This is a genomic window from Clostridium pabulibutyricum, from assembly GCF_058242705.1.
The window spans coordinates 24,954-51,027 of the sequence record NZ_JBZAYZ010000001.1 but is presented as its reverse complement, the minus strand read 5'-3'; the positions used below and the strand labels follow the sequence as shown (position 1 = coordinate 51,027).

Below are 26,074 nucleotides of genomic sequence, written 5' to 3'. Positions count from 1 at the left end.
TAGTTCTGTCTGATTGTGCTTTTATTTGTCCTAGCAGAGTCCATCAAGATGATTTGCTAGAATCGAATCCACTTCATCAACTGTAATTTTATCAGGACAAATCATCAAATGAAACGACAATCCATCAACAAGAACCTGCAACTGCTGTGCCTCAAATTCCAGATCAATCGCTTCTTTTATAATATGTGCTTCCGACAATTGCTGAAGCATGGTAAAAATAGTTTTGTGCATGGATTCATAAGTATCATTTCTGATTTTTTCTAAAGAGGGTTCATTCAAAGCTTTAATGGACATGGAAAGCCATACCTTCATCTCAAGCTTACGTTCTTCGTCAACTGGTATAAAATTTAATAATACTTCCTTTGCCGCAGATAAACTAATAGTATCTAACAAGGCATCCATATTTGCCAGCCTTTTTTCAATATGATTTGAAACCATGAGCATTGCAAATTCCAACAATTCAACCTGACTGCTGAAATAGTGCCTTAATGCACCTAAAGACACATTTGCCTCCTGTGCAATTTTCCTCACTGTTGCATTTTCTATTCCATCCTTTTGTATCACTCTCCAGGCAGCTTTCGCAATAATTTCCTTCTGACAATCATGATTTACAATTTTAGGCATATTAATCTCCTTTACTAATCAAAATACTACAGCACACTATTTTCTTTTCTTGGCCACAGCGTAAAACTAAAACTATAAAGAAAATCTATAAAAAGTATTATTCCCCATGTTTTAATTATACTTATCAAACTCATTGTTCTATTGCTGTCACCTATAAGCACCGTCATAAAATATAACAACAAACTTCCAATTATCCATGCTCTTAAATGTGCATACCATCCTTTTCTCTCATGGCGTGCGTTTTTCCTCCCATACTTTGGCGGTTTTAAAGGAGACGGTCCATTTGCAAAACGATGTGCAAAGCGTTCATCCGCCCAACGGATCATTTTAGGTCCAAAGGAAAGAGAAATACCTATATAAACAGCAGCAAGTCCATGAAGGGAGCTGGCCTCGGCACCACCGCGCAAATCAATCACAGTTGTTATTAACAGTATCATATCAACTATCGGTGTCAACAAAAGCAAAAATGCTCCCATCCTTTTCTTCTTCAAAATATAACGAGTAGCAAGTCCCAAAAATACTAAAATCCAAAATCCTATTTCACATGCTATAATTAATGCAACCAACATAAATATTGTCCTCCCGACGCATTATTATAATACACTTGTATTATAATAATATAGTATCTAATAAAATATTGTCAAGAGATTTTTTCTGTATCATAATAATATTTATTATTCATCAATTTTTAAAGACTCCGCAACACTTTGCCTGCCTACAAAATGATAGAAAACATACGGAATCAATGCACCCATCAAAAATAACAACGGACGCACAATAAACAGAGAACTCAAGGCACAGCATTACAGCAAGCTGTTTTTTTGTCATGCCAATAGCTTTAAGTATGGCGAGTTCTCTTCTACGAATCAGTATAATTGTTAAATAAGTCATAATAGAATTTTCATCATCAAATTATTTTACACACTTGATATAATTAACTTATTAATAAATCTCCTAAAAAATATATGTAAGAGGTAATACTTATGAAAGATATGAAAAATTATTATTACAAAAATATGCCTGATCAAAATTTTGGTGTAGACATAATATCGCCCAAAATTTTTAAATTAGGATCTAGACTTAAAGAGCATTGGCATGAGCATCTTCAGATTTTCTACTTTATTGATGGAAAAGGTTTCCTGGGATGCAACAAAAAATGCTTCTCCGTCATAAAAGGTAATATTGCAATTATAAACAGCAGAGAATTACATTATCTTGAAAGCCGCAATGACAATTTTAAATTTTATATTATACGCATTGACTTGCCTTTTTTATTCAGTGGCCATGTTGATTTATGTCAAGCAAAATATTTATCTCCTCTATCTGAAAATCTAATTGTATTTCAAAATTTAATAGAAAATGACAGTGAAGTTTTAAAATGTATAACTACTATAATTAAAGAATACTTTAATGGAGATATTGGACATGAACTTGCTGTAAAAGCTCATATATACAACCTAATTGTCTTACTTCTCAGAAATTATATTGATGAGTTCATAAAAGAAAAAAACATATATAAACTTGATAACTTCAAGCGTTTCCATGAAGTATTCGAATATATAGATAATAACTACAGTAAAAAAATATGTGCAAAAGAACTTTCAAGTATTGCACATATAAGTACATATTACTTTTGCAGGATATTTAAACAAATAACTGGAAGAACTGCAACAGAATATATAAATGAAATCAGATTAAAAAAGTCTATAGAACTTTTAAAAAATGATACTATGAACATAACAGAAATATCAATAAACTGCGGCTTCAATGATGTAAATTATTTCTGTCGTTTGTTTAAGAAGAAATATGGTGTTTCTCCCACAAAATTTGTATGCTAAAGGCTAGACATCTGCCTGTTTCTTCTTTTGCAATGCTCTTGCACCAGTAAGCATTATACCGATAAGGCATATTATCGATAAAATTATATAATCATTTTTCATACCATATACAAATGCATAATCTTTCCCAAAAACATATCCTAAAACACGATAATGCAATTTCTGGCTCATAAAGGTATATAGAAATGTTGTAGACAATGTAATTCCAACAATTTGTCCTAAGTTTCTAACTAATGAATTAACACTTCCGGCTATACCCAACTGTTCTCTTGGAGAATTTGACATAATAAGTGAATTGTTTGATGGTTGAAATAAAGACTGTCCAAAAGCCATTATCGCCATAAATATTATCACTTCCAGTATAGGTGAATATTCTGTCAAAAAAGATAGAAGTAGAAATGCAATGCTCATAAATAACAATCCTGTTAATGACAATATTTCTGGACCTATTTTATCTGACATTGTACCACATAGTGGTGAAAAAATTGCAATTATGATAGGTGATATCATTAGAAGAAATCCTGCAGCAGATGGAGATAATTTCATAGTGTCTTGAAAGTAAAATGGCAACAATATAGTAGATGCTGCTATACATGTAAAAGAAATAAAAGCGCATATCAAACTTACAGAAAATAGTTTATTCTTAAATATTTTTAATGCAAGTAATGGTTGATTGCTTTTTGTTTCAATATATATAAATACAACTATTAAAATAATCGATACAATTAGCCCGCCTATTATCCATATATTTTCAAAACCTATTCTTTGAGCCAATATGAATGCTCCAAAAAATAAAGATGTCCCTAAAAGTTGAAAAATAGTTCCTGCTATATCCAGTTTTTGACTGGCTTTTTTAGCTCTTGGTAAATATTTAATGCTCAAAATAAAAACAATAATTCCAATTGGAACGTTAATGAGAAAAATATAATTCCAACTTAAATATGAAACAATTATTCCACCAGCAGGTGGTCCAATCATAGTTCCTAATGCAACAGCCGCAGCCAAAATTCCTAATGCTTTTCCTCTTCCTTTCTCAGGAAATATTTCTGTTATTATGCCTTGATTATTTGCCATGTAAGCAGATGCACCTATTCCTTGAATGAATCTAAAAATAATAAGTAAGATAAATGAGTTTGACCTTCCGCACAAAAAAGATCCCAAAGTAAACAAAGCACTTCCACATTGAAAAACTTTGGTTTTACCAATCATATCCCCTAATCTTCCAAAGAATAAAATAGTTGCACAAATTACTATTACATAACTTGCAATAATCCATTCAATTGAAGAAAGAGAAACTGACAAATTTTCAGATATTACAGGCAATGTAGCATTAACTATACTTGAATCCAAAGTAGCCATAAATGTCATTGCTACAACAACAAATAATACAATCCACTTATTATTCTGATAAATGTCAAACTTTTGTTCTTTCATAAAAACCTCCTTTTTTAACTCATCAATTATTTAAAATACGAGCGTAACAGTTTTACAGAACTTTTTATAATCTGACTCGCTCCACGTATAATAATAAATATTTAAATAATTGCATACAAGAACTTGTTTGCACTGTTTTAGGACTATATTGACATTTTCCAACCTACTCTTGACAGATATGATACGTGCATCATATTCTTATATTGTTAACAATCTCATTTATATATACCAAGTAAAAACTTTGAATTCTAGGAGAACTAACATGCATGTAATAAAGACAACAGAAGAACGAAGAAGTATACGAAAGTTTCAAAATAAAAATAATACCAAAAGAAACAAAATAAACCTATTGGAAGTTTTGAGTTAAATATAAATTTAATTAATGAAGCATAAGCAGTAGCTTTAGTATTTAATGCATTTTCTAATTTTGAAGAAGATTACAATCATTACAGATTACTCACTGATACTCAATCAATAGGCGCAGCTATACAAACCAGTCGCCATATCCAAAACCACGAAAGTTGCTGGAAGAAGTTTCTGAATGGATATAGATTTTATGTATTTATATAGTATGCAGTTTGACGTCCAGCACAAAGTACCCAGCACTTAAAAATTTATTGAATTACTCTCTCACTGTTTTTATCAATCTGTTTTGAACGTAATGGTGCATCCTTAAAAATAATTGTAAGTATAAAACCTCCTATTGCAACAAACATACAGAGCAAGAAAATTTCATGTATGGAATTTGAAAGCACTTTTTTTGCACTCTCAAGTGCTGTATTTAAAAGACTTACGTATTGCCCTGGAACATGATTTTCTATCTGCTTCAAAGTTTCAGAATTTGTAATCACCTGAGGATTTTTAAGCTGTTCCTGAATGCCACCTGGAATGCTCCCTAAATCAAGCTTTGAAAAACCTGTATTCATTGCTGCTGTCATTATTGTTCCATATATTGCCGACCCAATAGTACTTCCAATGTTTCTAAAAAATTGAACTGTAGATGTCGCAGCCCCAATCTGCCTTCTGGATACGGAATTTTGAACATTTGTATTGGTAATAGGCATATTGATTCCAATTCCAAGACCCAATATTATCATATAAAAAATGACCTTAAAATATGATGTATTGGCATTCATTGTAGAAAGAAGCCCTGCTCCAATTGTCATTAAAATAAAGGCTACAAATACAAACACTTTGCTCTTACCAAGCTTTGATGTCAAAACTCCTGTCAATGAGCTTGCAAACAAAAGTCCAAGCATCATAGGCATTGTTATTGAGCCTGAAGTTGTCGCTGTTGTTCCAATAATTCCCTGTGCAAAGTATGGAATATACATAATTGCTGCAAACATAATTCCATTTGTAAGAAATGCCACAATAAGCGTCACACTTATACTTCTATTTTTGAAGAAAGATAATGGTATGATTGGATTTTCTGCTTTTGACTCACAAAAGATAAACATCAGCAGCATGACAAATGAAAATACAAACATTCCTATAATCTGTACAGACAACCATGAATAATCTTTTCCGCCCATGCTAAAAGCAAGCAGCATTGGGGCTAAAGCAAGTATCATTGCAAATGTTCCGTAGTAATCAACTGCCTTCCTTTTTCCCTCTGTTTTAAAATTAGGCATTATAAATACTATAATTGCTGCGGCAAAAATTCCAACTGGCACATTTATATAAAAAATCCAGCGCCAGCTGAGATTATCTATAATTATTCCTCCAAGAAGCGGTCCAATTATACTTGACAATCCATACATAGATGCAACCATACCCATATATTTTCCTCTTTTTTGAGGTGGAAATAAATCGCCAACGACAGTAAAAACACTGGTAACAAGTATGCCTCCGCCAATTCCCTGTATACCACGAAAAATAATAAGTTGAACCATGCTTCTTGACATTCCGCACAATGCCGAACCAATTAAAAATGTAAAAATACCGAATACAAATATTGGCTTTCTCCCAAAGATATCAGCAAGTCCTCCCGAAACCGGAGTAATTATAGTAGCGCAAAGCATGTAAATTGTAAATGGCCACGCATAGTATTCCATGCCCTGCAAATCGTTAACTATCTTTTTCATTCCTGTACCTACAATTGTTGAGTCCAAAGCTGACAGCAAAAGGCTTGCCATTAACCCTACAAGAATCAACGTAATTTTTGTTTTACTTAAATTTTCTGTTTTCAAAAAAACGCCTCCAATTACTTGCTATATATTATATTGGTATACTTTATACTATATGAGTATAAAAAATTATGTTTCTCTCAAAACATAATTTTCATGACAAATTAACTTTTAAAGATTGTTTTTTTCGGTGAAATCATCTGCAATTTTTTCGAACCACTCGCAAAACAATAAATACATCTTGTCATATAACTCCAATATGGACATTGCATAAAATGGCACAAATTCTTTTTTTGCTTCAATATTGGATTGAATAACCTTTCTCGCTTCCAAAAGATTGTTTCTTAAGTTTTTAATCATCTTCAATCCCATATCTGGTGACACATTGTGAAGATTTGCAGCAAATGCAACAAAATCTATATAAATCATTCCAGGCTCTTCAGAGTATTTTTCCATCATTCTCACGAAATAACTGCGCCCTTCTTCATTTATTGAATAAATTGTTTTCTCCGGCATTTCCCCGTCCTTTACAACTTTATCATCAAGATATCCCTTTTTATTAAGCGAAACAAGATTTTTATATATTGAAGGAGAACTAATCTTTACCCATGACTTTATATTGCGAGCTTCCATATTTTTTTTCATTTCATAAGCATTCATTGGCTTTTCCATCAAAGCTCCAAGCAGCATCAAATCAATAGTTGACATACAACAACCTCCTTGTAGTATAAAGTATACTAGTATATAGTATACTCAACTTTCAATTATGTCAATAGCCTGTTCAATAAAATAACTTATAATAATCAATGTAACAAGCTGCTGGCAGAATATATTTGTCAGCAGCTTGTATTAAAATAAAAAACAGTTTAACATACTATTTTTCAGAATGCTTGTTAGCCAAAAACAGTGTCGGAATTATAGCAATTACAGTAAATCCAACAGACCACCAGAATGCAACATTATATGAACTTGCAACATACTGCATCCCTGCTGCAGAGTGTTGTGCAAGCTGATGTTCCAATATCGTTGCAAGAACTGCAGATCCAAATGCACTGCCGATTGTCTGTAATATTCTCGTAGCAATACTTGCATGGGGAATCTCAGCATCCTTAACTCCTAAATATGCAGATACCATAATTGGAATAAATACTCCACCCAAACCAGCTCCACGCACCAGAAGTGCTGCTGTTAAAAGTATTGAATTTGTGTGTGAGTCAGCAAAAGCAAATGGCAAAGTTCCTATTGCGGTAATTACAAGACTTACCAACACAATTGGACGTGCCCCTATGCGATCTGTCAATTTTCCCATCTGACTTCTTGTAAATAGCATGCCAATTCCCTGAGGAATTAATAAAAGTCCGGCATATAAAACACTTTCGCCACGTACCTGCTGATAGAATAATGGAAGAAGAATCAACCCACCATTTGTAATAATTCCCGACATGAAAAGCAAAATAGTCGAAGCTGAAAAATTGCGTGATTTAAACAAATGCAAGTCAAGCACAGGAGAAATTTTTGCATGCAAAGCATAAACAATGAATGCAACCATTAAAAGTAATCCAAGTACCACTGGAATAAACACTGCACTGCTGTTTATTCCTCCATGAGATGACACTTCGGAAATTCCGTAAATAAGCAGGGCAAACGCTGGAGATAATAGCAAAATGCCAATGATATCAAGGGACTGTCTCTTGTCAAAAGAACTATCCTTTGGTATTCCTAACCAAACTAAAAATAATGCAATAATGGTAACTGGAATATTAACATAAAAAATCCAACGCCAACCAAGGCTGTTAACTATAATCCCTCCTAATACTGGACCAAGAATAGGTGCCAAAAGCATTGGCAGACTTACAATTGATGCCATACGCCCTAAATTTCTGCCGCCGGATATATTAACAAGCATATTTGTCATAGTCGGCATCAATAAACCTGCCCCAATTCCCTGCAGAAGTCTGAATCCAATAAAAGAACTTATATTCCATGACAGCGATGAAAGCATTGAACCCAAAAGAAATAATGCCAGAGAAAATTGATACAATCTTTTGCCTCCAAAGCGATTAATAGCCCACCCTGAAATTGGTACCGCCATTGCCATTGCCAGCACATATCCTGTTATGACCCACTGAATAATTGAAACAGTGTTTTTCATGTCACTTGCTATTGTTTTTACCGCCACTGACCATTGTAGAATCCAGCAATGGTGCAAAAGAACCAAATACCAGTATGATTGATACCTTAAGCAGCATTGGATTTATTTTTTCTTTCTGCAATTTTGAATCATTTGCTATTTTTTTCCACAATTACATCCTCCTGTTATAAGTTATCTTAAAAATCTTTTATTATCCAACAACCTGTTGGATAATCATATTGCAATAATTTTAAGATTCTTCATCAACCAACAATTGCTCATGCTTTGTCGGTTATTGAAAACTTCAAAAAGGAGAATTCTATGAACAAGCAGCCTGAAATCACAATGCAAACAAAACGAAACTTAATGGATGCCTTCTGGCAACTATACTGTAAAAAGCGAATTGAAAAGATCACAGTAAAAGAAATCACAACTAGGGCATGTTACTGGCAGTGCTACTCGCACACTGAATGGTCTGCCAACCGCATGGCCTCCTTTCGGTTTTAATTGAGTGTGGGGCGGTGGAGTGTTATAATTTGGATAATTAAAAAAATAGAAACTAAATTAAAGGGGTAATGGAAATGCAATATAAGGGTACTTTGATTGCGGTTAATGATATTGAAAAATCTAAGCTGTTTTACAATGCTGTGTTGGGATTGGAAGTAGTGATGGACGCAGGCGCAAATGTACAATTGACAGATGGTGTGTTTCTACAAACAGCCGATACTTGGACTGGTTTTATCCATAAAGAAAAAGCACAAATTATTTTTTCTAATAACGCAGTGGAATTGTACTTTGAAACTGATGATATGGATATGTTTATTGAGAAGATGAAAGCATTTGGCAATATTGAATATCTCCATCAGGTAGTAGAGCATAGTTGGGGGCAACGGGCTGTGCGTTTTTATGATTTGGACAAACATATTATTGAGGTTGCCGAAAATATAGTTATGGTAATAAAGCGGTTCATCAGTTCAGGACTTACCTTAGAGCAAACAGCAAATCGCATGGATGTTGATGTTAATTACATCAAATCAGCTTTAGGTGACTAATTCTCGCTTTCTTTTGTGCCGATAGGCACAAAACGCCGCCGCCAGGCCGCACATACCACATTCATGTGGTATATAAGTGCGCCCTTCGGGTTTAAGGGCAGGGGCATTAGCCCGATACCCTTTTGCCGTTGCCCTCGTTCTTGCTCCCGCCTGTGTCGGTATGTGCGGTCAACCCCTCCAGTATGCGGCGGCTGTGTTCAGTGGTGACGGTCTTTTCAAGGAAGGTTTTGAATTGCTCGTCCGTGAGGGATATAGTGTCGGGAATAAGGCTTTCCAGAAGCCCCGCCCGCTTGCAAAGGCGCTTTGTCCTGTCCTTGCGTTCCTGTTCCTTTTGTTGCTGAATGAGCCGCTTTTCCTGATTTTTAAGCTGTTCAATCTGCGTTTGAATGTCCGCTATTTTCTCGGTCTTGGTCTTTGCCATGAAAAAAACTCCTTTCGATTTTAAGCGCAAAAAAGCGGCTTACCCTGTTTTGAGTAAGCCGCTTTCTGCAGTCAAATATGTGATTATGCGCTTTTCTTCCTCGCCTGTTTTTCTTGTTCCTGCTGTTTCTGCTTCTGCTTGGCGGCATACCGCCGCTGTGCTTCTCGGCGTTGCTCCCGCTTGCGAAACGCCTTTTCTTGGGCGGCGATTTCTTCTGCGGTCGGCTCTGGCGTGGGTACTTCAAACCTGCCGATAAAGTTCAGGTGAATATCTACCTGCTGCTGCCGTTCCCCGCTGGATTTGTCTGCTTCGTGTACCACGATTTTTTCTATGTACTCCGCTATCATCTGCGGGGTAAGTTCGGAAAAATCGGTGTGCTTTTTTACCAGTTCAATAAACTTGTCGGCTCTGGCACTGTTGGCGTTGAAGCTGTCCAGTTCCGCCTGCAACCGTAAAACGGATTGCTCCAGTTCTGTCTGCTCCTGCTCATATTCCTGTGACAGCAGTTCAAAGCCTTTATCGGTCAGTTTGCCGCTTACGTTGTCCTCGTAAATACGGCGAATGAGGGCGTTGAGTTCCACAACCCGTTTTTGATCCTTACCTATGTATACATAAAAAACAAACAATACTTTATTGTTCTACTGGGAAAAAACGGCGATCCCGCTTTTCAGGAAAAGATGAAAAACGCATACAAATCGTTACTTAGACCTGCCATTCAATCAATTAATAGAAATGTGGATGACTATATGCTAGAATGTACCCTTGAATACGCCATGTCTGCTTTTATTGGCGTGATGACCTATTGTTTTACAAGAGAGGAAAATCCAGATATAGAGAAGACTGTACAGATTTTATACAGTCTTATGGAAGATGGCGTTATGAAAAATTTCAAGTGGATTAAAGATAAGTAGTAAAATCAAATAATTATAGTATGCACTGCTTGACGGTTTGAACCCATTTGCTTGGCTGACACAGGAGAAGTTCTTCGTGTAATAAATCCATCTCTATAATATGCGGTTCTGTAAAATGCTGCTCATATCTATCTTTATATTTTTTTCCCATCTTGGCAGCATAAAAGCAGTGAATAGTTGTATTCTTAACTTCAATATTGTTCTCAAGTTTTGTTACAAGATCAGTGTAGAACTGATTCTTCATGCTTTTTTTAGTTACAAAACGCATCGGTGCCTCATTTTCTATTCCCATCATATGAAGCCCCTTCTTTGTATACTCCTCTCCGCTTTTTTTTATCATATATTTTCTAAGGAACCCAGAAACTCTTCCGCTATGCATCATCTTATAAAATAATAAAATCATGATACTTGTTTGCACTGCAGCAATCCCTCTACTTGCTTGATCCAAATCCGAGCTGCCTAAAATTCCATGGTTCATATGAATTTTTTTACGCTGTGCCATTAATCCCACAAAAGATCCTCCTAAAGAGCACCCATATACAGCATGTATTTCTCCATTAAATCTTCTTTTAATATAATCTTCAATTTTTGCTGTCTGAGTTAGCATATCAGAGAACTCTATTTTCTCCATTTCATCAAAGCCGTCATAGGATATACATACAACGAAAAAATCTTCTGCCAGCAAATCTATTACTTCATAAAAATTATTTTTCCAGTGACAGCATGTCCCTGGCAGCAGCATAATAGCTGGATTTTCTTCATTTCCAAATTCATATACCTTCAAAAATACCACCTTCTCTATTCTTTAAACAATATCTTAATTTTAATAATACCTTAATACATCACCTATATAAACACTATCACTCCATATCATCCCGAAGAGCATCAATAATATTTTCTTTTTTTATCTTCTGGACAGCATACAACATTGTAATGAATACTACAAATAGCACGCTGACTATACTTATGGCCATGCTGCCTAACGGGAATACAAAATGGACATTGTCTGCACCTCCATTTGTCATCCCTTTGTAAATCAGCCACGATGAGATTGCCGATATAGGAAGTCCGAATAGCAGCGCCTTCATTCCATAAAAAGCACATTCAAAATTCATCATCTTCTGAAAATCACGATCTGACATACCAATGGAGCGGAGCATGGCAAGTTCCCTTCTGCGCAGTTTTATATTCGTTGAAATAGTGTTGAATACATTGGCAACCGCAATCAGCGAAATCATAATTATAAAAGTATACGAAAATATGTTGGCTATGAAAATGTAATTCCGGCTCTCATCAAGCATTTTATGAGAATTATACAATATATAACCGGATTTGTTTTCCGCACTCTTAAGTACAGCCTCAATTTTAGATGCTGACTGTGCTGCATTTTTTGACTTAAAAGTCATGCCCTTAACAGCCACATGGGTATCAGTAGTCTGAAAATTATCTTTAAGCGAGTATGGAACCATTATCCTAAAAATAAACGGATTGTTTGCTTCAGAGTTTCCCATAATAGGAAGTGTATCAGGTGGAACAATATTTACAAACTTAATATTTACATTTCGCCACTGTTCTGTTTTATTTTTTTCATTTATTCCCGGAGAAATAGAAAGATTTACGAAAGAACTTTTGAATAAATTATCAAACTCATTAGGCTCCTGATTAGCTTTCATTTGATTTGTCATTTTTGCAACAGCAATCATTTTAGCATTTTCACCGGTATATTCATTTTTAGGTAATCCCAAGCCTTTGATAATATTAAAATAGGTACTATCATCAAGAAACTGGATGTCAAGGGGCAGATTAACCATATCATTTGAATGCTGACCTGAATATTTAAGATAAGCCTCTGAAAGACTGTCTGTTTTAGCAGCACACGAATACTTCATAAGTGCTTGATATGAACCTTCGTAAACACCATCCACCTTTTTTAATTTGTCATAAAGCTGCAGCATTTTGCTATCGTCCATGTCCTGCATCGATAAACCAATGTCATATGTGGTAAATACTGTTGCCTTATCCGACGCCTGTTTCATATATGTTACAAAAGAACTCGTAGATATAAACAGTACCACACTTAAAATAAGTGACAGTACAATACTGCGATAGCGTTTTTTGTTTCTCTTAAAATTCTTTAACGCAAGGGTTCCTTCCAAACCATAAATACTCTGTGCAAGTTTTGATGTTTTTACAGCTTTTAATTCAACTTTTATCTCGTTTGTCTGGCGAATACTCTCCATAACCGGAGTGTCTGCAGCCTTTTTAGCTGGAATATAGGCTGAAATCAAAATCGTAATTATACTGACCAAAGCTGCAGAGCCAATCACCGGTGCAGATATCGTCAATGTTAATGGCACACCGCTGTACATAACACTCTCAAATTTTTTGGCAACAATGGAAATTACAAGGCTTATACTACCTATGCCGACAATAACTCCAATCGGTATTCCAATTGCGCCAATGCAGATTCCTTCAAACAACACCGAATTTCTGAGTTGCTTTGCTGTGGCACCCACCGAAGATAAAATTCCAAACTGTTGCGTACGCTCGTTTAGCGATATGATGAATGAATTATAAATTAGAAAAATAGATCCTACCATTATCAAAATAATCAAAATGCCGCCAACTGAATACAGAAAAGTGTTAAATATATTATCCTCTGAAAGACCCATAAAACGCAGCACATTATCATTAAAGATATAAGTGTGGCTTTGAGCCATGCTGCTTGCATAAGAATGAACTTTTCGTGGATTTTTAAGTGTGACAAACAGATTTAAGCTGTCTGTTTTGTCTTGTGCATCTGCTTTAGTTATCAATGTATACCCTGCTGCAGAAGGCTCCTCAAAGCTTGGTCTTTGGCATATACCGACAACCTTGTAGATTTTTGTACCTTTTGTCATAAAAGTTTCTTTGTCGGAAGCATAAGGATCATGCTGGGTAAGATTTTTACTTCCCTCCATTCGGCTTCCTACAGGAAGTGAAAGTTTGTCACCTACTGAGAACTTAACTCCTCCATTTGATTCGATACTCAGTGAAACAAGAACTTCACTGCTGTTTTTAGGCATTCTGCCTGAATACAGGGTTATAGGGATGGTGTCAAATGCCTTCTCACTAAATCCTGTTACAAAAAGATACGGTTTATGAGGGTTTTTTCCACCTTGAAGTTTTGCGTAACCAATATTTTCAACTGCTGCAGTATCTGCAGCTCCCTTGTCTAAACTTCTTTCCTTTGCAAAATGAGAATTAACATTCAAAAACTCCACATGCCAATTACCGTATTTCTGAGCTGCTCCGTTTGCAAGATAGCTCAGAAGAGAAATGCCAAAGGTAGCTACTGCCGTAATCATGGCAGCAGACAGTACAACTCCTATAATAGTTACAATGGTTCGTGTGCGGCTTTTTTTCATTCCCTGCAGGGTGACTTTATTGAAAATATTCATGGTCTCACCCTCTCATCCCTCACTACCCTTCCGTCTGATATACCTATAATGCGGTCTGCCTGAAGAGCAATATTTTCGTCATGTGTAACAACTATAAGTGTCTGATGATATTTTTGATTGCTTGCCTTAAGCAGGCTTATAATTTCATGTCCATTTTTGCTGTCCAAACTTCCTGTAGGTTCGTCGGCAAGCATTACAGCCGGGGCGTTCATCAAAGCACGTCCTATGGAAACACGCTGCTGCTGACCTCCTGAAAGCTGATTTGGAAGATGATTTTTTCGTTCTTTTAAGCCAAGCAATTCAAGCAAGTCATCAAGACGTTCCTTATTGACCCTTCTCTTGTCCATCAGTATAGGCAAGGTTATGTTTTCAACAACATTCAGTGTTGGAATGAGGTTGTGAAACTGGTAAATCAGTCCAACCTGGCGTCTGCGAAATATAGCGAGCTTTTCATTATTTTGAGCATACACATCCTGTCCGTCCAAATATATCTTTCCGCTTGTAGGCACATCTACACCGCCAATACTGTGGAGCAATGTTGATTTTCCTGAACCCGAGGAACCGATGATTGCAGTAAATTCTCCCTTTTTAATTGTAAGTGAAACATGGTCAAGTGCAGTAACTTGGTTCTCGCCCCGGCCATAGATTTTACATAGGTTTTCAATTTTTAAAAATTCCATTATTTGAGTCTCCTTTCTCGTGGTTTACTTATATAATAGAATTTTAAACTTACATCTCTGTGACTTTCAGGTGAGAGATTTGTCACTTTGGAAAACGGATGTCAAATATCGCACCGCCTTGTGGACCATTTTTTGCGGTAATTGATCCTCCCTGACGCGTTATAATCATCTTGCATAGAGCCAATCCAATTCCATATCCTGCAGTATCTGTGTTCTTCCCTCGATAAAACCTGTCAAACAGACGGGATAAATCTTTTTTTTCAAAACCTTTTCCGCTGTCGTGAATTGTAACCTCGGTAAATAGTGGGTTGGAGCTACAGCAAATTTTAATCTTTCCATTATCACCTGCACTTTCTATACAATTTTTGATAACATTTTGAACAGCTTCAGATAGCCAAGCTGAATCGCCGCAAATAATAATTCCTTTTGATACATCCACTTGCAAATCAATATTATGCAATTCCAATTGGATTAGAAAAGGACGAAGCGAAGTATATATCAAATCTTTTACATCTATCCGTGTGCTTTGAAAGCTTACAATACCGGCATCCAGGCGTGATAATTTCAGCAGTGAAGTAAGAAGCCAATCCATTCGCATAAGCAACTCTTCCGTTTCACGTACTAACTTCTTTCGATGATTTTGATCAGGGCTATTCTCTAATAATGACAGAATAAGATTTATAGATGTGAGAGGGGTGCGGAGTTGGTGGGCTATATCGGCAAGAGAATCTGAAAGGTGCTCTTTTTCTTTCTTTAGGGCAATATTTTGATCCCGAATACGCAGCGTCATTTTTGTAATTTCGCTTTGGAGAATGGAAAGTTCACCCTCATCGGATTCAGCTATATAAAGATGATCAGTATTATGGAGCACGAGATCGATTTGATCTGAAATCTGTGAAATACTTTTATATCTTGCTCTTGTAAACATAAAAAATGCCGTGCCAAAGGCTGCCGCAGAGATGGTTACAAGAATTCCAGCCTTTATATTTATAGTAAATCCCAAAATTATAAAAATTGCAGTCATTAGTGAGAATATGCTCATAAACTTACGTAACTCTCTATTTCGAAGCATACTTCTCCCCCAATCTATATCCTGTACCGCGAACAGTAAGAATAATTTTGGGTTTTGCCGGGTCGTCCTCTATTTTCTCCCTCAAGCGTTTTATATATACAGTCAGCGTATTGTCATTGACAAACTCTCCTGCTGCATCCCATAACTCGTCAAGCAGTCTGGCTCTTGTGATAATGCTTTTGGGGGTTCCGATAAATACTAGAAACAGACGATATTCTAATGCTGAAAGAAATATCTCACTGCCGTCCTTTTTAACAACACCACTTGCCATATCCACATGAAGTCCGGCGATTTCAAAATCCGATCTTGAATGCCCGCTTTTTCGCAAAGCAGTTTTTATTCGTGCAATCAATTCACGCGGACGAAAAGGCTTTGTGATATAGTCATCTGCTCCCATATTAAGGCCAGTAACAACACTTGCCTCATCACCGGAAGCCGTAAGAAATATAACAGGAACATCCTGCATATCTTTGATCTCCGTGCAAACCGTAAAACCATTTCCGTCAGGCAGGGAAATATCTATAAGCGCCAGATCAAATTTATTCCCTGCAAGTTGAGAGAGTGCTTCCCTTCGTGTAGGAGCGTGAATAACTGTAAATCCTTCCGAACGAAGCAGAAGCACAAGGTTTTTGGCAATCTCCCTATCATCCTCAACTAAAAATATCCGTTTCATTGTTTTCACACTCCTTCACTCTAAGCAATTTACACTTACTGTTCTTCATCTTTCTCAAACACAATGCCAGCCTTTGCTCTTGCTATAGTTTGAACCTCGCAAACAATCATACTGTGCTCAAGTTTCTTATAACAACCTTCCAAATCTCTGTTTTCAATCATCTTCTGAAATTCAACAAATTCATTTACCATCCTGTGCTCATAGTTATTTTTATTTATAATTTTATTATTTCCATCATTCATTATCACCTCGAATTTTTCGCATACATTTGCCGGTGTATCCTGATATATACAGCCCTTCTCTCCCTGAATGTTGTTTGCAATATGTGCCTTACAGTCTTTAGCCCCAATACAAACACATTTAAAGCTTTCATAGTCAAGGATCAGCACTCCGGATGTATCTATTCCTCTTTCAACATTAGCATAATATTCAACATTTTCAGGTCTTCCAAACAATCCTACAACATAATGTATATTGTATATATTAAGATCCATCAGCGCACCACCTGACGCCCTAGTATCAAAAGCTGGAAGAACAATTCCCGCTTTAAACCTGTCATATCTGCTGGAATACTGAGAATAATTACATTGGACTATTTTTATATCTCCCAGTGTTGGTACCAGTTCCTTTATTTTTTTGTAATTTGGAAGGTATTGATTCGTTATAGCTTCAAATATAAATAATTCCTTTTCCATAGCTAATTTTTTCAATATCAATGCTTCTTTATAGTTTGTAGTAAATGGCTTTTCTACAATAACATTTTTACTGCTCTCCAGTGCTTTTTTGCTAAATTCAAAGTGCAGGCTATTTGGAAGTGCTACATATACAGTGTCAACGTCACTTTCAAGAAGCTCATCCATATCATAAAATGTATTTTTTATATTGTATTCTCTTTTCAGTTTCTCTACATTTTCTTTGGATCTTTGAGTTCCAAGTATGGCTGTCAGCTCAATATCTTTCAAATATTTTGTAATTGTAAGAAATTCTTTTACAATCATTCCCGAACCTAAAATGCCTAATTTCATATTGTATCCTCCTAATTCTCATTATCTCTCTATGTATTCAAAGTAATTTGTTTCACCACTAGTATACAGCATTTTTAGGCATACGTTTACTCAAATTTTTTCTAAGCAGGGACACAACATATTCAAAAAGCCCTCAATTTTATGTATACCCCTATATTTAATGATCATTCCCCCTCTTTTATAAAGAAACCAATTTCTATAAGATTCCCCTGTAAACGTTTTTCGTATCGTAAAACTCCTTAATTTCAAACCCAAGGACATCACGATAAAAACGAATCATTATCGCCATGTCCTTTACAACTACTCCTAATCCATCTAATTTTATTTTACGTTTCCTCCCTTAATTTTTATAAGGTCATTCTATCAAATAGAACATGATAACTGTATGTCATGAATCGTGATATATCTTTTTTTAAATAATATACTACTTAATTTTGTGTAAATCATAAAAATCTTTTAACTCTACTTTCCTTTCTCGTGATAAATTTGTTTTTTTAACACCTTGAATCGCCCCTTCAATTGCTAATAATTTGTGAATGCATGCAGAAATGTCGATTTCTTGTATTTTCAACCATGCTTGTTATGTATAATCTTCACTACCACAAAGTCAAATCCAGAACGGTGGACTCTTTGCTTGAAGCTCTTCCAAAAGCATTTCAAACTGTTTCTGCAAATGATATGATATTATGAATTTTATTTACTTTCGTACTGGTCTTATATACTTAAAAAAACGTTCCGGATCATGATACATGTATATAATTCTCCCGAGAGAGGTATCAAAACAATACCCTGTGCCTGAAAAATCAAAAGTTGACATGGCGTTTTCTATCTTTTCCTCCACGCTACGGTTCTCCTGTTCATAATCGAACGGCCCATGTTCAAAAACTACATACTCGGCCTCGGGAATATCAATCATAAACATTTGTGGCGGTACTTCGCCTGTATAATCGTCAGGAAGACGTACTCCATAACATTCTGTTCGCAGAAATCCCCAATCACAAAGTCTGCCATCTGGATCGCTGATATACGCCATAATCTGACCGCTGCCACTGTTTACCTCGCTCCCGCCGTCATCATCCAATTTGCCCTTGATACTATCCATCAAGCCGCAGATAGTTTCGAAATCTTGCCCAGGAATCAGACTTTGCTTTTGCCAAAAATCCCAATATCCGTTGCTTTCGTAGTTTTTAATATGCAGAAACTTGTGTGCAGGAATGGTTACGAAATAAATTTTAACATTCTCTGTAGATTTCATCATGCCAATCTCTCCAAATCCAAAAAAGTAGCGGTCGAAAGGGTTAATTTTTGTACGAAGAACTATAGGCTCAGGCTTTTTCCGGTATTCACTCGGAGTTACCCCATAAGTTGCCTTAAAAGCTCTTGTAAAAGCCTCATGGGATGAAAAACCATAATCAAAAGCAATATCCAAGAGACTTCTTTCACTATCCCGAACCTCTTTTAACGCAAAAGCTAACTTTCTAAGCCGCAGATAATCCCGAAACTGCATACCCGATATTTCTTTAAATTTTCTTGTTGTATAAAATTTGGAATAACCCAATCTGCTGGAAAGAAATCGCAGTGTCAATGCTTCGTTATTATAATTTTTAATACATTTGTCAATTTCATCAACGATAATTTGAATTTGCTTCTGCCACTCGTACATCTATTTGTCAACCTCATTTCAACCACCCTGCATTTATTATAAAGAAATAGAAAGCTACCTGCTTGATTTTACTTGCTCTTGCATTCCGCAGGGTACATAGTTTCTATTTATTTGTTTTACAGCCCATAGTTTTCTCATACCTTGAGTGTATCTTCATATTCCATATGTAGAAATATCTATGTATCCGTCCTTGGATACTTCCACTCCTTCTGATATAAGAAGTTCTCTTTGGATAGCTGCCCCTCTTTCATCCGTAATTGATATTTTTCCTTTGGAGTTAATTATCCGATACCAAGGGAGATTATACTTCTTAGACATAGAATGAAGTATTCTAGATACCTGCCTCGCGCCTCTAATATTTCCTGCAAAGCTTGCAACCTGTCCATAGCTCATAACCCTCCCATATGGTATTTTATTTATTATTGCAAGGACTTCCTCAATAAACTGTGTCATATAAATCAAATCTCCTTTTTTCTTTAAATGATCCTATATTTTCAAACCACTTTGTGTTAAATAAACAGTTTAAACAACTATCATTAAAATCTTATTCTATCTTTATTTTTGGGTATACTATTTTTTACTTTTACCCATCTGCCATCTTTGAATAGTTCATATTCTTCAAAAACGCAAGGCAACCCTTTTGCTTTTGATATATCACTATTATCCATGAGCTGAAAATGTAAATGAGGAGCAAAAGAATTTCCTGAATTTCCTATTTTGCCTATAACTTCACCTTTTTTCACTCTCTGACCAACTGAAACTTGAATAGATCCTGTTTGAAGATGACATAAGGCAGCATACACATTATTGGCATTTTCTATAATAACATAGTTGCCAGCGACAAATCCTGGATCATGTTTTTTAGGATCAAAATAATGAGCATTTTTATAAGCATTGTACATATCTGATAGCAGCTTCGTACGCGTTCGTTCTTTATAGCTGTTTTCCGCCTTCACAATGGTTCCGCTACATGGAGCATATATTTCTTTCCCCCAACAATAATATTCATTCACCGAAGCTCCAAGAAGATATTGCAAAAAACTAACTCGATAAGCAGGTAATCCTTTTCTTTCCCAATCTACCTGTATAAAATCATAAGCATATCTTGTTCCTAATTTATTCGTACCATGACTCGGAATTTTCCTTCCTGGAGTATTAGGAGAAAGCCACTCCCCTCTCAAAGGAAACTCTACAATTATTGGTTCACGCATTTCAATCATTGTATTCCTCCTATCAATCCATTGTTTACCCATACTAAAAAGAATTAGTGCTATAAGTAAGGCACCGATTATGCATAATATTTCATTCTCTTAATCATTGAGTGAGATGTAGAATAGTTTTCTAAGCTCATCAAAATACTCATCTATTTTATTTATAATAACTTCACTGTCCAAAGTACTTATATCACCATTACGAATGTTCTCTAATAGTTGATTAGTAAACCCAACATTAGACCAAAATATAATTTTTTTGCATTTTTCAATATCTAATCCATTTCTAAATTTACTCTCATCTACTTTATCAAATAATTTAGGATAACAGTCTAAATCTTCTTGGTTTGCTCTATTTTGAAGTTCCTTATTAATTTCGGCTGAATTAGTAACACCTGCAAGTTTACTAAACTTTGAAATCCATGGATACTTTTTAAACAACTTAACTTGTAAAAGATATGATTGCCGTAATCTGTTAAAAATATCCTTTTCATCGTAATTCATCAATTCAAAGTATTCCTTCTTCATTAAATCAGAAAAATAATCATATACAATAAGAAAAAGTTCTCGTTTGCTACTTACATAATGAAACATAAGAGATTTAGAAATTCCTGCTTCTTTTGCTATTACATTTGTTGAAGCATTGTCATAGCCTTGTAATGAGAATTCTTTTAATGCTGCATTTAAAACAGCATCTCTTCGCTTATGGTCTAAATTTAATAATTTTTTTATCACGACTACTCCTTTACAAAAAATATTATTGACCTGTTAGATTAATAATATTATATCCAGATTTACCTAACAGGTCAATAAGCAAAGTAATGAAAGATATCTTCAAATCGTATACACAGAATAAAAGAAACAATCAAACGTGTATTTGTTTGGATTCAAAATAGCATATTTTTAAAAATGAAAATATGCTATTTATCTACACTCTGAATCACTTGCTTTCAACATAAAAAATAAGTTATTTTTTATTTATTTATTTTTTTGTTATATCCATATTCCAATACATTTACAATACTAATTTTACTCCGCCATAAATTCCTGCATCATTTCCAAGTTTTGCAAGTTCAAATTTTGTTCCTTCACATGCGTGAAATGCTTTTTGCTTAAAATATTTTTGAACTGAATTTATAAGAATACTTCCTGCTTTGGATACTCCTCCACCGATAACAAAAACCTCAGGATCACACACACAGGAAACACTTGCAAGTGCATATCCTAGTTTTTCTCCTAATTTTTCAACTAATTTGTTTGCTAATTTATCTCCTTCTTTTGCCGAATCAAATATTACTTTTGATGTAATTTCATCAAAATCCCGTAATACAGATGCACTATCATCTTTATTTAAAAGTCTTTTAGCCTCTTTTACAATTCCATTGGCTGATGCATATTGCTCAAGACATCCTGTTTTTCCACATCCACAAACTTCTGTTTCATTTTTTACAACTTTAATGTGTCCTATTTCTCCTCCTGCTCCATGTGCACCGGAAATTATATTTCCATTAATTATAACTCCGCCACCAACACCCGTGCCAATCGTCACCATTAAAATATTTTTATATCCTTTTCCTCCTCCTTGCCACATTTCACCTAATGCTGCTACATTCGCATCATTCCCGGCTTTTACCGGAAGATCTATCATTTCACTCAAAGTTTGTTCTACATTAAATATACCCCAACCTAAATTAACACATTTTAAAACGGTTCCATCTTCGATAACCGGCCCCGGTACTCCAAGTCCAACACCTACTACATCATTTCTATATATTCCTTTTTCTTTCATTTTTACTTTTATCTCTTTTGATATGTCTTCCAATATATATTTTCCGTTTTCTTCTTTCCTAGTATTTACTTCCCATTTATTAATTAATGTACCATCAATTTTAAAAAATCCAAACTTTATTGTCGTTCCACCTATATCTATTCCAAATCCATATTTTGGCATTTGCCTTCCTCCTAGTAGATCAGTCAATAATTTTATTTATATACCTTTTACTTAAATTGTCTTAATTCTATTATATAGTTATTACCACATAAAAGCATTAATTTGGTTATTTGTTTCTGCTTATGTTTTTATTCTAATTAAAAACTTATACCAAGCCAATTTAATCAGATTAAAATTTCAAATATCAATATTAATATTTTTTCAATAATCATATTTTCTAATTAGAAATTTTATTTTCATTATGTCTTTTTTCAATCTCTCTAGCATACTCCTGAGCCTTTGACTTTGTAATTCCATAGAAACACATTGGAATTACTGCAAGTAAATAAATAACACCTGGGATCAGATTTACTATCATATTTAAATTATGCATCGTGGCAAGTGATTGCTGAACATTAGGCACATATCCTATAAATTGAAGTATAATTGCAAAAATTCCACCAATTATAGCAGAAGAAATTTTTGTAATAAGACTTGTTACAGAATAAATTGAACCATCTGAACGAGTTCCATACTTATATTCATTATAATCTATACAATCGCCGACCATACTGAATACCATTGGAGATCCAAAACCTACTGGTATAAAACCAACTGTTGATAGCAATACTATAACTGTAATATTTGTAACAGGCACAAAATACAATGCAATAGCTGATAACCCACATATAGTTACGCCAATAATTGCTAACGTTTTCTTTTGAAAAAATTTAGCAATACCCCCAACTATTATAGAACCAATTGCTGTACATAAACCAAATCCTGCCATTAAAGGCGCTATAAGATCAGCTCTCTTCATAACATAAGTATAATAATATACAACTGTACCTAATCTTCCAAATAATGCAGTAAACATCAAAAATAGAAAACAGAAAACCAAAATTAATGATTTATTTGATATAACTGCTTTTACTGAATCTCTTATTGATGGCTTCTCCTGTTTTTCAATTTTGATTACTTCTTTACAATTTCTAAAAACCATATAAAATAATGGCAATGTAATTAATGATATTACTAAAGCTGCTAAGCTATACCCTCTTTGATTGTTGCCATGACCTAATACATTAACCAATGGCATAAGTAGTGCCCCTGTAATAACACTAGAAATTAATGAAAAAAACCCCCTAAACGAATTTAATGAAGTTCTCTCATTAGTATCGCGAGTCATTACCGTGCCTAAAGCTCCATAAGGCACATTAACCAAAGAATAAATAGTTCCAAATAAAAGGTACGTAACACACGCATAAATTATCTTTCCTGTATTATCCAATGAAGGTGTAGTAAAAGTTAGTGTATTAAATACAGCAAGTAATATTGGACCAAATAATATATGAGCGTGTGAAGCTTTTTCTGTAAATTAGCTTTCTATGAAATTTTAGAAAGATAGATAAAATAAAATTTATTTCTACCTTAATTTCAAATATACAATTTAAAAATTAGCATGTCAATAACGTCTAAGAAAAAAGACGTTATTTTTATAAAAATTTTATTCTGGAAGTCTGCCATCATACATTATAGACAGTTCACCATAAACTTTACCCCAATTTCTGAGGACTGACGTCCATTTTTTAGTTGCTTCAAATGTTGAAAGATAAAGAGCCTTGAGAAGTGCAGTATCACTTGGAAATACGCTTCTTTGACTATTTAACTTACGGTACGTACTGTTAAGACTTTCTATGGCATTCGTTGTATATATTACTTTTCTGACATCTGGTGAAAATTTAAATATAGGGGTTATTGAGTCCCAGTTCCTATGCCAGCTTCGCATAGCTCCTGGATATTTATCATTCCACTTCTCAGATACAACTTCTAGATTTTTATGGGCAATTTCTTCTGATGGAGACTGATATATTCCCTTAAGATCTTTTGCAAAATCTTTTTTGTGTTTATAAGATACATACTTAAGAGTATTTCTTATTTGGTGTACGATACACCTCTGATATTCCGTGTCCGGAAAGGACGCATTTATAGATTCCTTTATGCCAGAGAGACCATCTGCGCAAAGTATGAGAATGTCTTTAACTCCTCTGTTTTTAAGCTCATTTAGAACACCAAGCCAGTATTTACTGCTCTCGTTCTCTCCTATGTTTATTGAAAGAACATCTTTAATTCCAGCATCATTTATGCCCATAATTATATAAGCAGCAAGCTTTTTCACTATACCATTATCTCTAACTGAAAAGTGCACAGCGTCTATAAAAACAATAGGATATACCGTAGATAATGGACGCTGCTGCCACTGTTCAATTTCAGGTAATATACGGTCTGTAATGTTTGATATCATACCTTCGCTTGCTTCAAAACCATAAATATCTTCAACAATCTCAGATATTTGCCTTGTAGTCATGCCCTTTGCATACATGGATATTATTCTATCTTCTATGCTTGATATGTCTTTCTGACGCTTTTCTACAGCCTGCGGCTGAAATGTACTGTTTCTGTCCTGGGGTACATCAATTTCTACTTCACCATATTTACTGCGTATTTTCTTGTTTTTGCGGCCATTTCTGTAGTTTGATTCATTAGAACATCCATATTTCTTATATCCAAGGTGATTGTCCATCTCACCTTCGAGCATTTCTTGAAGAGTTCCTCCTAGTAGATCTTTCAATGCCTCTTGAATATCCTCTGCAGATTTAATATCGTACTCACTTAGAAGGAAAGTTATACTATTTTTCTTACCTTCGGTCATTGGTTTTACCTTATAAACATCTTTTTTCCTTGCCATAAAAAAAGCCTCCTATGATTTTTTATTTTATCATAGAAAGCTATATATTTTTTATTTACAGACTTTCCGTCACAGGCTCTTAAAATTATCGGCTCTGACTCTTAGTGCCCTGGCTCTTTTATTAAGTTTAATCTTACTTTTTAGTCTACCCTATTTATCGGCTGTCCTTTTGAAAAAGCTTTGATGTTATCCTGAATTAACGAAACTAAACGCTGTCTTGTTTCGAGTCCCCGCCATCCCATATGAGGAGTAATGATAACATTATCCATTGTGTACAATGGACTTGCATCATCTAATGGTTCTACCTCTTGCACGTCCAATCCTGCACCTGCAATTACATTATTCTGCAATGCATCAATCAATGCTTTTTCATCAACCAATGCCCCCCTTGCAGTATTAACTAAGTATGCAGTCGGTTTCATCATTGCTAAAGCATCTTTATCAATCATATGTCTTGTTGATTCATTTAAAGGGCAATTAAGAGAAATAAAATCACTTTGCATCAAAACTTCTTCATTTGTTGTAAAGTGAATATTCTCTATATCTGCCCTTGGAGTTCTGGTCGATACTAAAATTTTCATTCCCATTGCCTGTGCTACTTTGATTATTTCTTTTGCAATGTTTCCATAACCAATAACTCCTAGTGTTTTACCGTTCAATTCCACATGGTCTACCATTAAATGTTTATGAAAATTATCATGATTACCTTCTGAAAGCATACGAATCTGTTTTTGCATTGAACTTGCCAGGTTTAGGATCATAAGGATTGCTGTATGAGCCACTCGTTCACTGCTATAAGCAGGTATATTGCATAATGTGATTCCTTTTTCATGTACCGCATCCAAATCTATATTATTATATCCAGTTCCGGCTTCGCAGATCATCTTTACACTGTCAGGAAATTTTCTAATAATGTCTCCTGTGACTTTCATTTCTTTTGTTACAACAATTGTAAATCCGTCAACGCGCTCTAAAATTTTATCTTCAGGCGTTTCATCATAGATTACAACTTCAGATGCAATTTCCGAGTAATCAATGTTGCCATCATAATTTACCAAACCAGCATTTAATACTACAGTTTTATCATTCAT

At 34.9% G+C, this 26,074-nt stretch carries 27 protein-coding genes and 3 pseudogenes; 4 read left to right on the top strand and 26 right to left on the bottom strand.

The window, feature by feature from the left end:
- Nucleotides 1–30 precede the first annotated feature (30 nt).
- The 3 genes from AC4CVH_RS00290 to AC4CVH_RS00280 all read right to left on the bottom strand — a co-directional run bounded on the left by AC4CVH_RS00290 (nt 31) and on the right by AC4CVH_RS00280 (nt 1,452).
- Nucleotides 31–624, bottom strand: coding sequence for a TetR/AcrR family transcriptional regulator (locus AC4CVH_RS00290; RefSeq protein ID WP_490785710.1), 594 nt, complete (start codon nt 622–624; stop codon nt 31–33).
- 26 nt (nt 625–650) lie between these two features.
- Entirely contained in the window at nt 651–1,193 is a 543-nt protein-coding gene (locus AC4CVH_RS00285; RefSeq protein WP_490785709.1) for a 2TM domain-containing protein, read from the bottom strand.
- A gap of 112 nt (nt 1,194–1,305) precedes the next feature.
- Entirely contained in the window at nt 1,306–1,452 is a 147-nt protein-coding gene (locus AC4CVH_RS00280) for a hypothetical protein (RefSeq protein ID WP_490786295.1), read from the bottom strand.
- Between the two features lie 155 nt (nt 1,453–1,607).
- Between AC4CVH_RS00280 and AC4CVH_RS00275 the strand changes: the two genes are divergently transcribed.
- A complete protein-coding gene (locus AC4CVH_RS00275; RefSeq protein WP_490785708.1) occupies nt 1,608–2,462 on the top strand; it encodes an AraC family transcriptional regulator in 855 nt (284 codons plus the stop codon).
- A 3-nt stretch (nt 2,463–2,465) separates the two neighbouring features.
- Here the strand turns inward: AC4CVH_RS00275 and AC4CVH_RS00270 are convergent, their stop codons facing one another.
- A complete protein-coding gene (locus tag AC4CVH_RS00270; protein WP_490785707.1) occupies nt 2,466–3,896 on the bottom strand; it encodes an MFS transporter in 1,431 nt (476 codons plus the stop codon).
- Nucleotides 3,897–4,226: 330 nt separating this feature from the next.
- Here AC4CVH_RS00270 and AC4CVH_RS00265 point away from each other — a divergent pair.
- A pseudogene (locus tag AC4CVH_RS00265) lies at nt 4,227–4,391 on the top strand (nitroreductase family protein); the annotation flags it as partial.
- Between the two features lie 119 nt (nt 4,392–4,510).
- On the opposite strand, the gene AC4CVH_RS00260 reads toward AC4CVH_RS00265, so the two are convergent.
- The 4 genes from AC4CVH_RS00260 to AC4CVH_RS00245 form a co-directional block, all read right to left on the bottom strand.
- A complete protein-coding gene (locus AC4CVH_RS00260) occupies nt 4,511–6,088 on the bottom strand; it encodes an MDR family MFS transporter (RefSeq protein ID WP_490785706.1) in 1,578 nt (525 codons plus the stop codon).
- A 108-nt stretch (nt 6,089–6,196) separates the two neighbouring features.
- Nucleotides 6,197–6,733: a PadR family transcriptional regulator gene (locus AC4CVH_RS00255; RefSeq protein WP_490785705.1), complete on the bottom strand. Its 537-nt coding sequence runs from the start codon at nt 6,731–6,733 to the stop codon at nt 6,197–6,199.
- Between the two features lie 166 nt (nt 6,734–6,899).
- The gene (locus AC4CVH_RS00250; RefSeq protein ID WP_490785704.1) at nt 6,900–8,204 is read right to left on the bottom strand and encodes an MDR family MFS transporter; all 1,305 of its coding nucleotides are present in this window, start codon (nt 8,202–8,204) and stop codon (nt 6,900–6,902) included.
- Nucleotides 8,179–8,328, bottom strand: coding sequence for a hypothetical protein (locus tag AC4CVH_RS00245; protein ID WP_490785703.1), 150 nt, complete (start codon nt 8,326–8,328; stop codon nt 8,179–8,181). Before AC4CVH_RS00245 ends, AC4CVH_RS00250 begins: the two co-directional genes overlap by 26 nt.
- A 409-nt stretch (nt 8,329–8,737) precedes the next feature.
- Here AC4CVH_RS00245 and AC4CVH_RS00240 point away from each other — a divergent pair, with 409 nt between their 5' ends.
- Nucleotides 8,738–9,208, top strand: a complete 471-nt coding sequence (locus AC4CVH_RS00240) for a VOC family protein (RefSeq protein WP_490785702.1) — start codon at nt 8,738–8,740, stop codon at nt 9,206–9,208.
- 106 nt (nt 9,209–9,314) lie between these two features.
- Here AC4CVH_RS00240 and AC4CVH_RS00235 read toward each other — a convergent pair whose 3' ends face one another.
- Together AC4CVH_RS00235 and AC4CVH_RS00230 are read right to left on the bottom strand one after the other, a co-directional pair.
- Nucleotides 9,315–9,629 (bottom strand): DUF3847 domain-containing protein, encoded by a 315-nt coding sequence (locus AC4CVH_RS00235; RefSeq protein WP_490785701.1) that lies wholly within the window; start codon nt 9,627–9,629, stop codon nt 9,315–9,317.
- Between the two features lie 83 nt (nt 9,630–9,712).
- Nucleotides 9,713–10,210, bottom strand: coding sequence for a DUF4368 domain-containing protein (locus tag AC4CVH_RS00230; RefSeq protein ID WP_490785700.1), 498 nt, complete (start codon nt 10,208–10,210; stop codon nt 9,713–9,715).
- A gap of 9 nt (nt 10,211–10,219) precedes the next feature.
- Here AC4CVH_RS00230 and AC4CVH_RS00225 point away from each other — a divergent pair, with 9 nt between their 5' ends.
- Nucleotides 10,220–10,540 carry a TetR-like C-terminal domain-containing protein gene (locus tag AC4CVH_RS00225; RefSeq protein WP_490785699.1) on the top strand — a complete coding sequence of 107 codons (321 nt, stop codon included), beginning with the start codon at nt 10,220–10,222 and terminating at the stop codon, nt 10,538–10,540.
- Nucleotides 10,541–10,553: 13 nt separating this feature from the next.
- Here AC4CVH_RS00225 and AC4CVH_RS00220 read toward each other — a convergent pair whose 3' ends face one another.
- The 16 genes and pseudogenes from AC4CVH_RS00220 to AC4CVH_RS00145 form a co-directional block, all read right to left on the bottom strand.
- Nucleotides 10,554–11,333, bottom strand: coding sequence for an alpha/beta fold hydrolase (locus AC4CVH_RS00220; protein WP_490785698.1), 780 nt, complete (start codon nt 11,331–11,333; stop codon nt 10,554–10,556).
- A gap of 67 nt (nt 11,334–11,400) precedes the next feature.
- Entirely contained in the window at nt 11,401–13,980 is a 2,580-nt protein-coding gene (locus AC4CVH_RS00215; protein WP_490785697.1) for an ABC transporter permease, read from the bottom strand.
- A complete protein-coding gene (locus AC4CVH_RS00210; RefSeq protein ID WP_490785696.1) occupies nt 13,977–14,660 on the bottom strand; it encodes an ABC transporter ATP-binding protein in 684 nt (227 codons plus the stop codon). The genes AC4CVH_RS00215 and AC4CVH_RS00210 overlap by 4 nt, the downstream gene beginning before the upstream one ends.
- An 82-nt stretch (nt 14,661–14,742) precedes the next feature.
- A complete protein-coding gene (locus AC4CVH_RS00205) occupies nt 14,743–15,732 on the bottom strand; it encodes a sensor histidine kinase (protein ID WP_490785695.1) in 990 nt (329 codons plus the stop codon).
- Nucleotides 15,719–16,405, bottom strand: a complete 687-nt coding sequence (locus AC4CVH_RS00200; protein WP_490785694.1) for a response regulator transcription factor — start codon at nt 16,403–16,405, stop codon at nt 15,719–15,721. Before AC4CVH_RS00200 ends, AC4CVH_RS00205 begins: the two co-directional genes overlap by 14 nt.
- 35 nt (nt 16,406–16,440) lie before the next feature.
- The gene (locus AC4CVH_RS00195; protein ID WP_490785693.1) at nt 16,441–17,430 is read right to left on the bottom strand and encodes a Gfo/Idh/MocA family protein; all 990 of its coding nucleotides are present in this window, start codon (nt 17,428–17,430) and stop codon (nt 16,441–16,443) included.
- 211 nt (nt 17,431–17,641) lie between these two features.
- A pseudogene (locus AC4CVH_RS00190) lies at nt 17,642–17,755 on the bottom strand (VOC family protein); the annotation flags it as partial.
- A gap of 99 nt (nt 17,756–17,854) precedes the next feature.
- Nucleotides 17,855–18,010: pseudogene (locus tag AC4CVH_RS00185) on the bottom strand (TfoX/Sxy family DNA transformation protein); the annotation flags it as partial.
- Nucleotides 18,011–18,127: 117 nt separating this feature from the next.
- Nucleotides 18,128–19,093 (bottom strand): helix-turn-helix transcriptional regulator, encoded by a 966-nt coding sequence (locus AC4CVH_RS00180; RefSeq protein WP_490785692.1) that lies wholly within the window; start codon nt 19,091–19,093, stop codon nt 18,128–18,130.
- A 153-nt stretch (nt 19,094–19,246) separates the two neighbouring features.
- Nucleotides 19,247–19,546 (bottom strand): MGMT family protein, encoded by a 300-nt coding sequence (locus AC4CVH_RS00175; RefSeq protein ID WP_490785691.1) that lies wholly within the window; start codon nt 19,544–19,546, stop codon nt 19,247–19,249.
- 83 nt (nt 19,547–19,629) lie between these two features.
- Nucleotides 19,630–20,313 carry a M23 family metallopeptidase gene (locus AC4CVH_RS00170; protein ID WP_490785690.1) on the bottom strand — a complete coding sequence of 228 codons (684 nt, stop codon included), beginning with the start codon at nt 20,311–20,313 and terminating at the stop codon, nt 19,630–19,632.
- 90 nt (nt 20,314–20,403) lie between these two features.
- Nucleotides 20,404–21,039, bottom strand: coding sequence for a TetR/AcrR family transcriptional regulator (locus AC4CVH_RS00165; protein ID WP_490785689.1), 636 nt, complete (start codon nt 21,037–21,039; stop codon nt 20,404–20,406).
- Between the two features lie 280 nt (nt 21,040–21,319).
- Nucleotides 21,320–22,255 (bottom strand): ROK family glucokinase, encoded by a 936-nt coding sequence (locus tag AC4CVH_RS00160; protein ID WP_490785688.1) that lies wholly within the window; start codon nt 22,253–22,255, stop codon nt 21,320–21,322.
- 217 nt (nt 22,256–22,472) lie between these two features.
- Entirely contained in the window at nt 22,473–23,585 is a 1,113-nt protein-coding gene (locus AC4CVH_RS00155; protein WP_490786294.1) for an MFS transporter, read from the bottom strand.
- 156 nt (nt 23,586–23,741) lie between these two features.
- Nucleotides 23,742–24,983 carry an IS256 family transposase gene (locus AC4CVH_RS00150; protein ID WP_490785687.1) on the bottom strand — a complete coding sequence of 414 codons (1,242 nt, stop codon included), beginning with the start codon at nt 24,981–24,983 and terminating at the stop codon, nt 23,742–23,744.
- Between the two features lie 140 nt (nt 24,984–25,123).
- Nucleotides 25,124–26,074, bottom strand: coding sequence for a 2-hydroxyacid dehydrogenase (locus AC4CVH_RS00145; protein WP_490785686.1), 951 nt, complete (start codon nt 26,072–26,074; stop codon nt 25,124–25,126).

What these genes read in the sequence shown, in the direction of transcription:
- AC4CVH_RS00205 (WP_490785695.1), bottom strand. Translation starts at nt 15,732, where the DNA reads ATGCTTCGAAATAGAGAGTTACGTAAGTTTATGAGCATATTCTCACTA.
- AC4CVH_RS00210 (WP_490785696.1), bottom strand. Translation starts at nt 14,660, where the DNA reads ATGGAATTTTTAAAAATTGAAAACCTATGTAAAATCTATGGCCGGGGC.
- AC4CVH_RS00275 (WP_490785708.1), top strand. Translation starts at nt 1,608, where the DNA reads ATGAAAGATATGAAAAATTATTATTACAAAAATATGCCTGATCAAAAT.
- AC4CVH_RS00290 (WP_490785710.1), bottom strand. Translation starts at nt 624, where the DNA reads ATGCCTAAAATTGTAAATCATGATTGTCAGAAGGAAATTATTGCGAAA.
- AC4CVH_RS00180 (WP_490785692.1), bottom strand. Translation starts at nt 19,093, where the DNA reads ATGTACGAGTGGCAGAAGCAAATTCAAATTATCGTTGATGAAATTGAC.
- AC4CVH_RS00170 (WP_490785690.1), bottom strand. Translation starts at nt 20,313, where the DNA reads ATGATTGAAATGCGTGAACCAATAATTGTAGAGTTTCCTTTGAGAGGG.
- AC4CVH_RS00215 (WP_490785697.1), bottom strand. Translation starts at nt 13,980, where the DNA reads ATGAATATTTTCAATAAAGTCACCCTGCAGGGAATGAAAAAAAGCCGC.
- AC4CVH_RS00150 (WP_490785687.1), bottom strand. Translation starts at nt 24,983, where the DNA reads ATGGCAAGGAAAAAAGATGTTTATAAGGTAAAACCAATGACCGAAGGT.
- AC4CVH_RS00145 (WP_490785686.1), bottom strand. Translation starts at nt 26,074, where the DNA reads ATGAATGATAAAACTGTAGTATTAAATGCTGGTTTGGTAAATTATGAT.
- AC4CVH_RS00235 (WP_490785701.1), bottom strand. Translation starts at nt 9,629, where the DNA reads ATGGCAAAGACCAAGACCGAGAAAATAGCGGACATTCAAACGCAGATT.
- AC4CVH_RS00195 (WP_490785693.1), bottom strand. Translation starts at nt 17,430, where the DNA reads ATGAAATTAGGCATTTTAGGTTCGGGAATGATTGTAAAAGAATTTCTT.
- AC4CVH_RS00255 (WP_490785705.1), bottom strand. Translation starts at nt 6,733, where the DNA reads ATGTCAACTATTGATTTGATGCTGCTTGGAGCTTTGATGGAAAAGCCA.
- AC4CVH_RS00285 (WP_490785709.1), bottom strand. Translation starts at nt 1,193, where the DNA reads ATGTTGGTTGCATTAATTATAGCATGTGAAATAGGATTTTGGATTTTA.
- AC4CVH_RS00175 (WP_490785691.1), bottom strand. Translation starts at nt 19,546, where the DNA reads ATGACACAGTTTATTGAGGAAGTCCTTGCAATAATAAATAAAATACCA.
- AC4CVH_RS00240 (WP_490785702.1), top strand. Translation starts at nt 8,738, where the DNA reads ATGCAATATAAGGGTACTTTGATTGCGGTTAATGATATTGAAAAATCT.
- AC4CVH_RS00280 (WP_490786295.1), bottom strand. Translation starts at nt 1,452, where the DNA reads ATGACAAAAAAACAGCTTGCTGTAATGCTGTGCCTTGAGTTCTCTGTT.
- AC4CVH_RS00270 (WP_490785707.1), bottom strand. Translation starts at nt 3,896, where the DNA reads ATGAAAGAACAAAAGTTTGACATTTATCAGAATAATAAGTGGATTGTA.
- AC4CVH_RS00200 (WP_490785694.1), bottom strand. Translation starts at nt 16,405, where the DNA reads ATGAAACGGATATTTTTAGTTGAGGATGATAGGGAGATTGCCAAAAAC.
- AC4CVH_RS00160 (WP_490785688.1), bottom strand. Translation starts at nt 22,255, where the DNA reads ATGCCAAAATATGGATTTGGAATAGATATAGGTGGAACGACAATAAAG.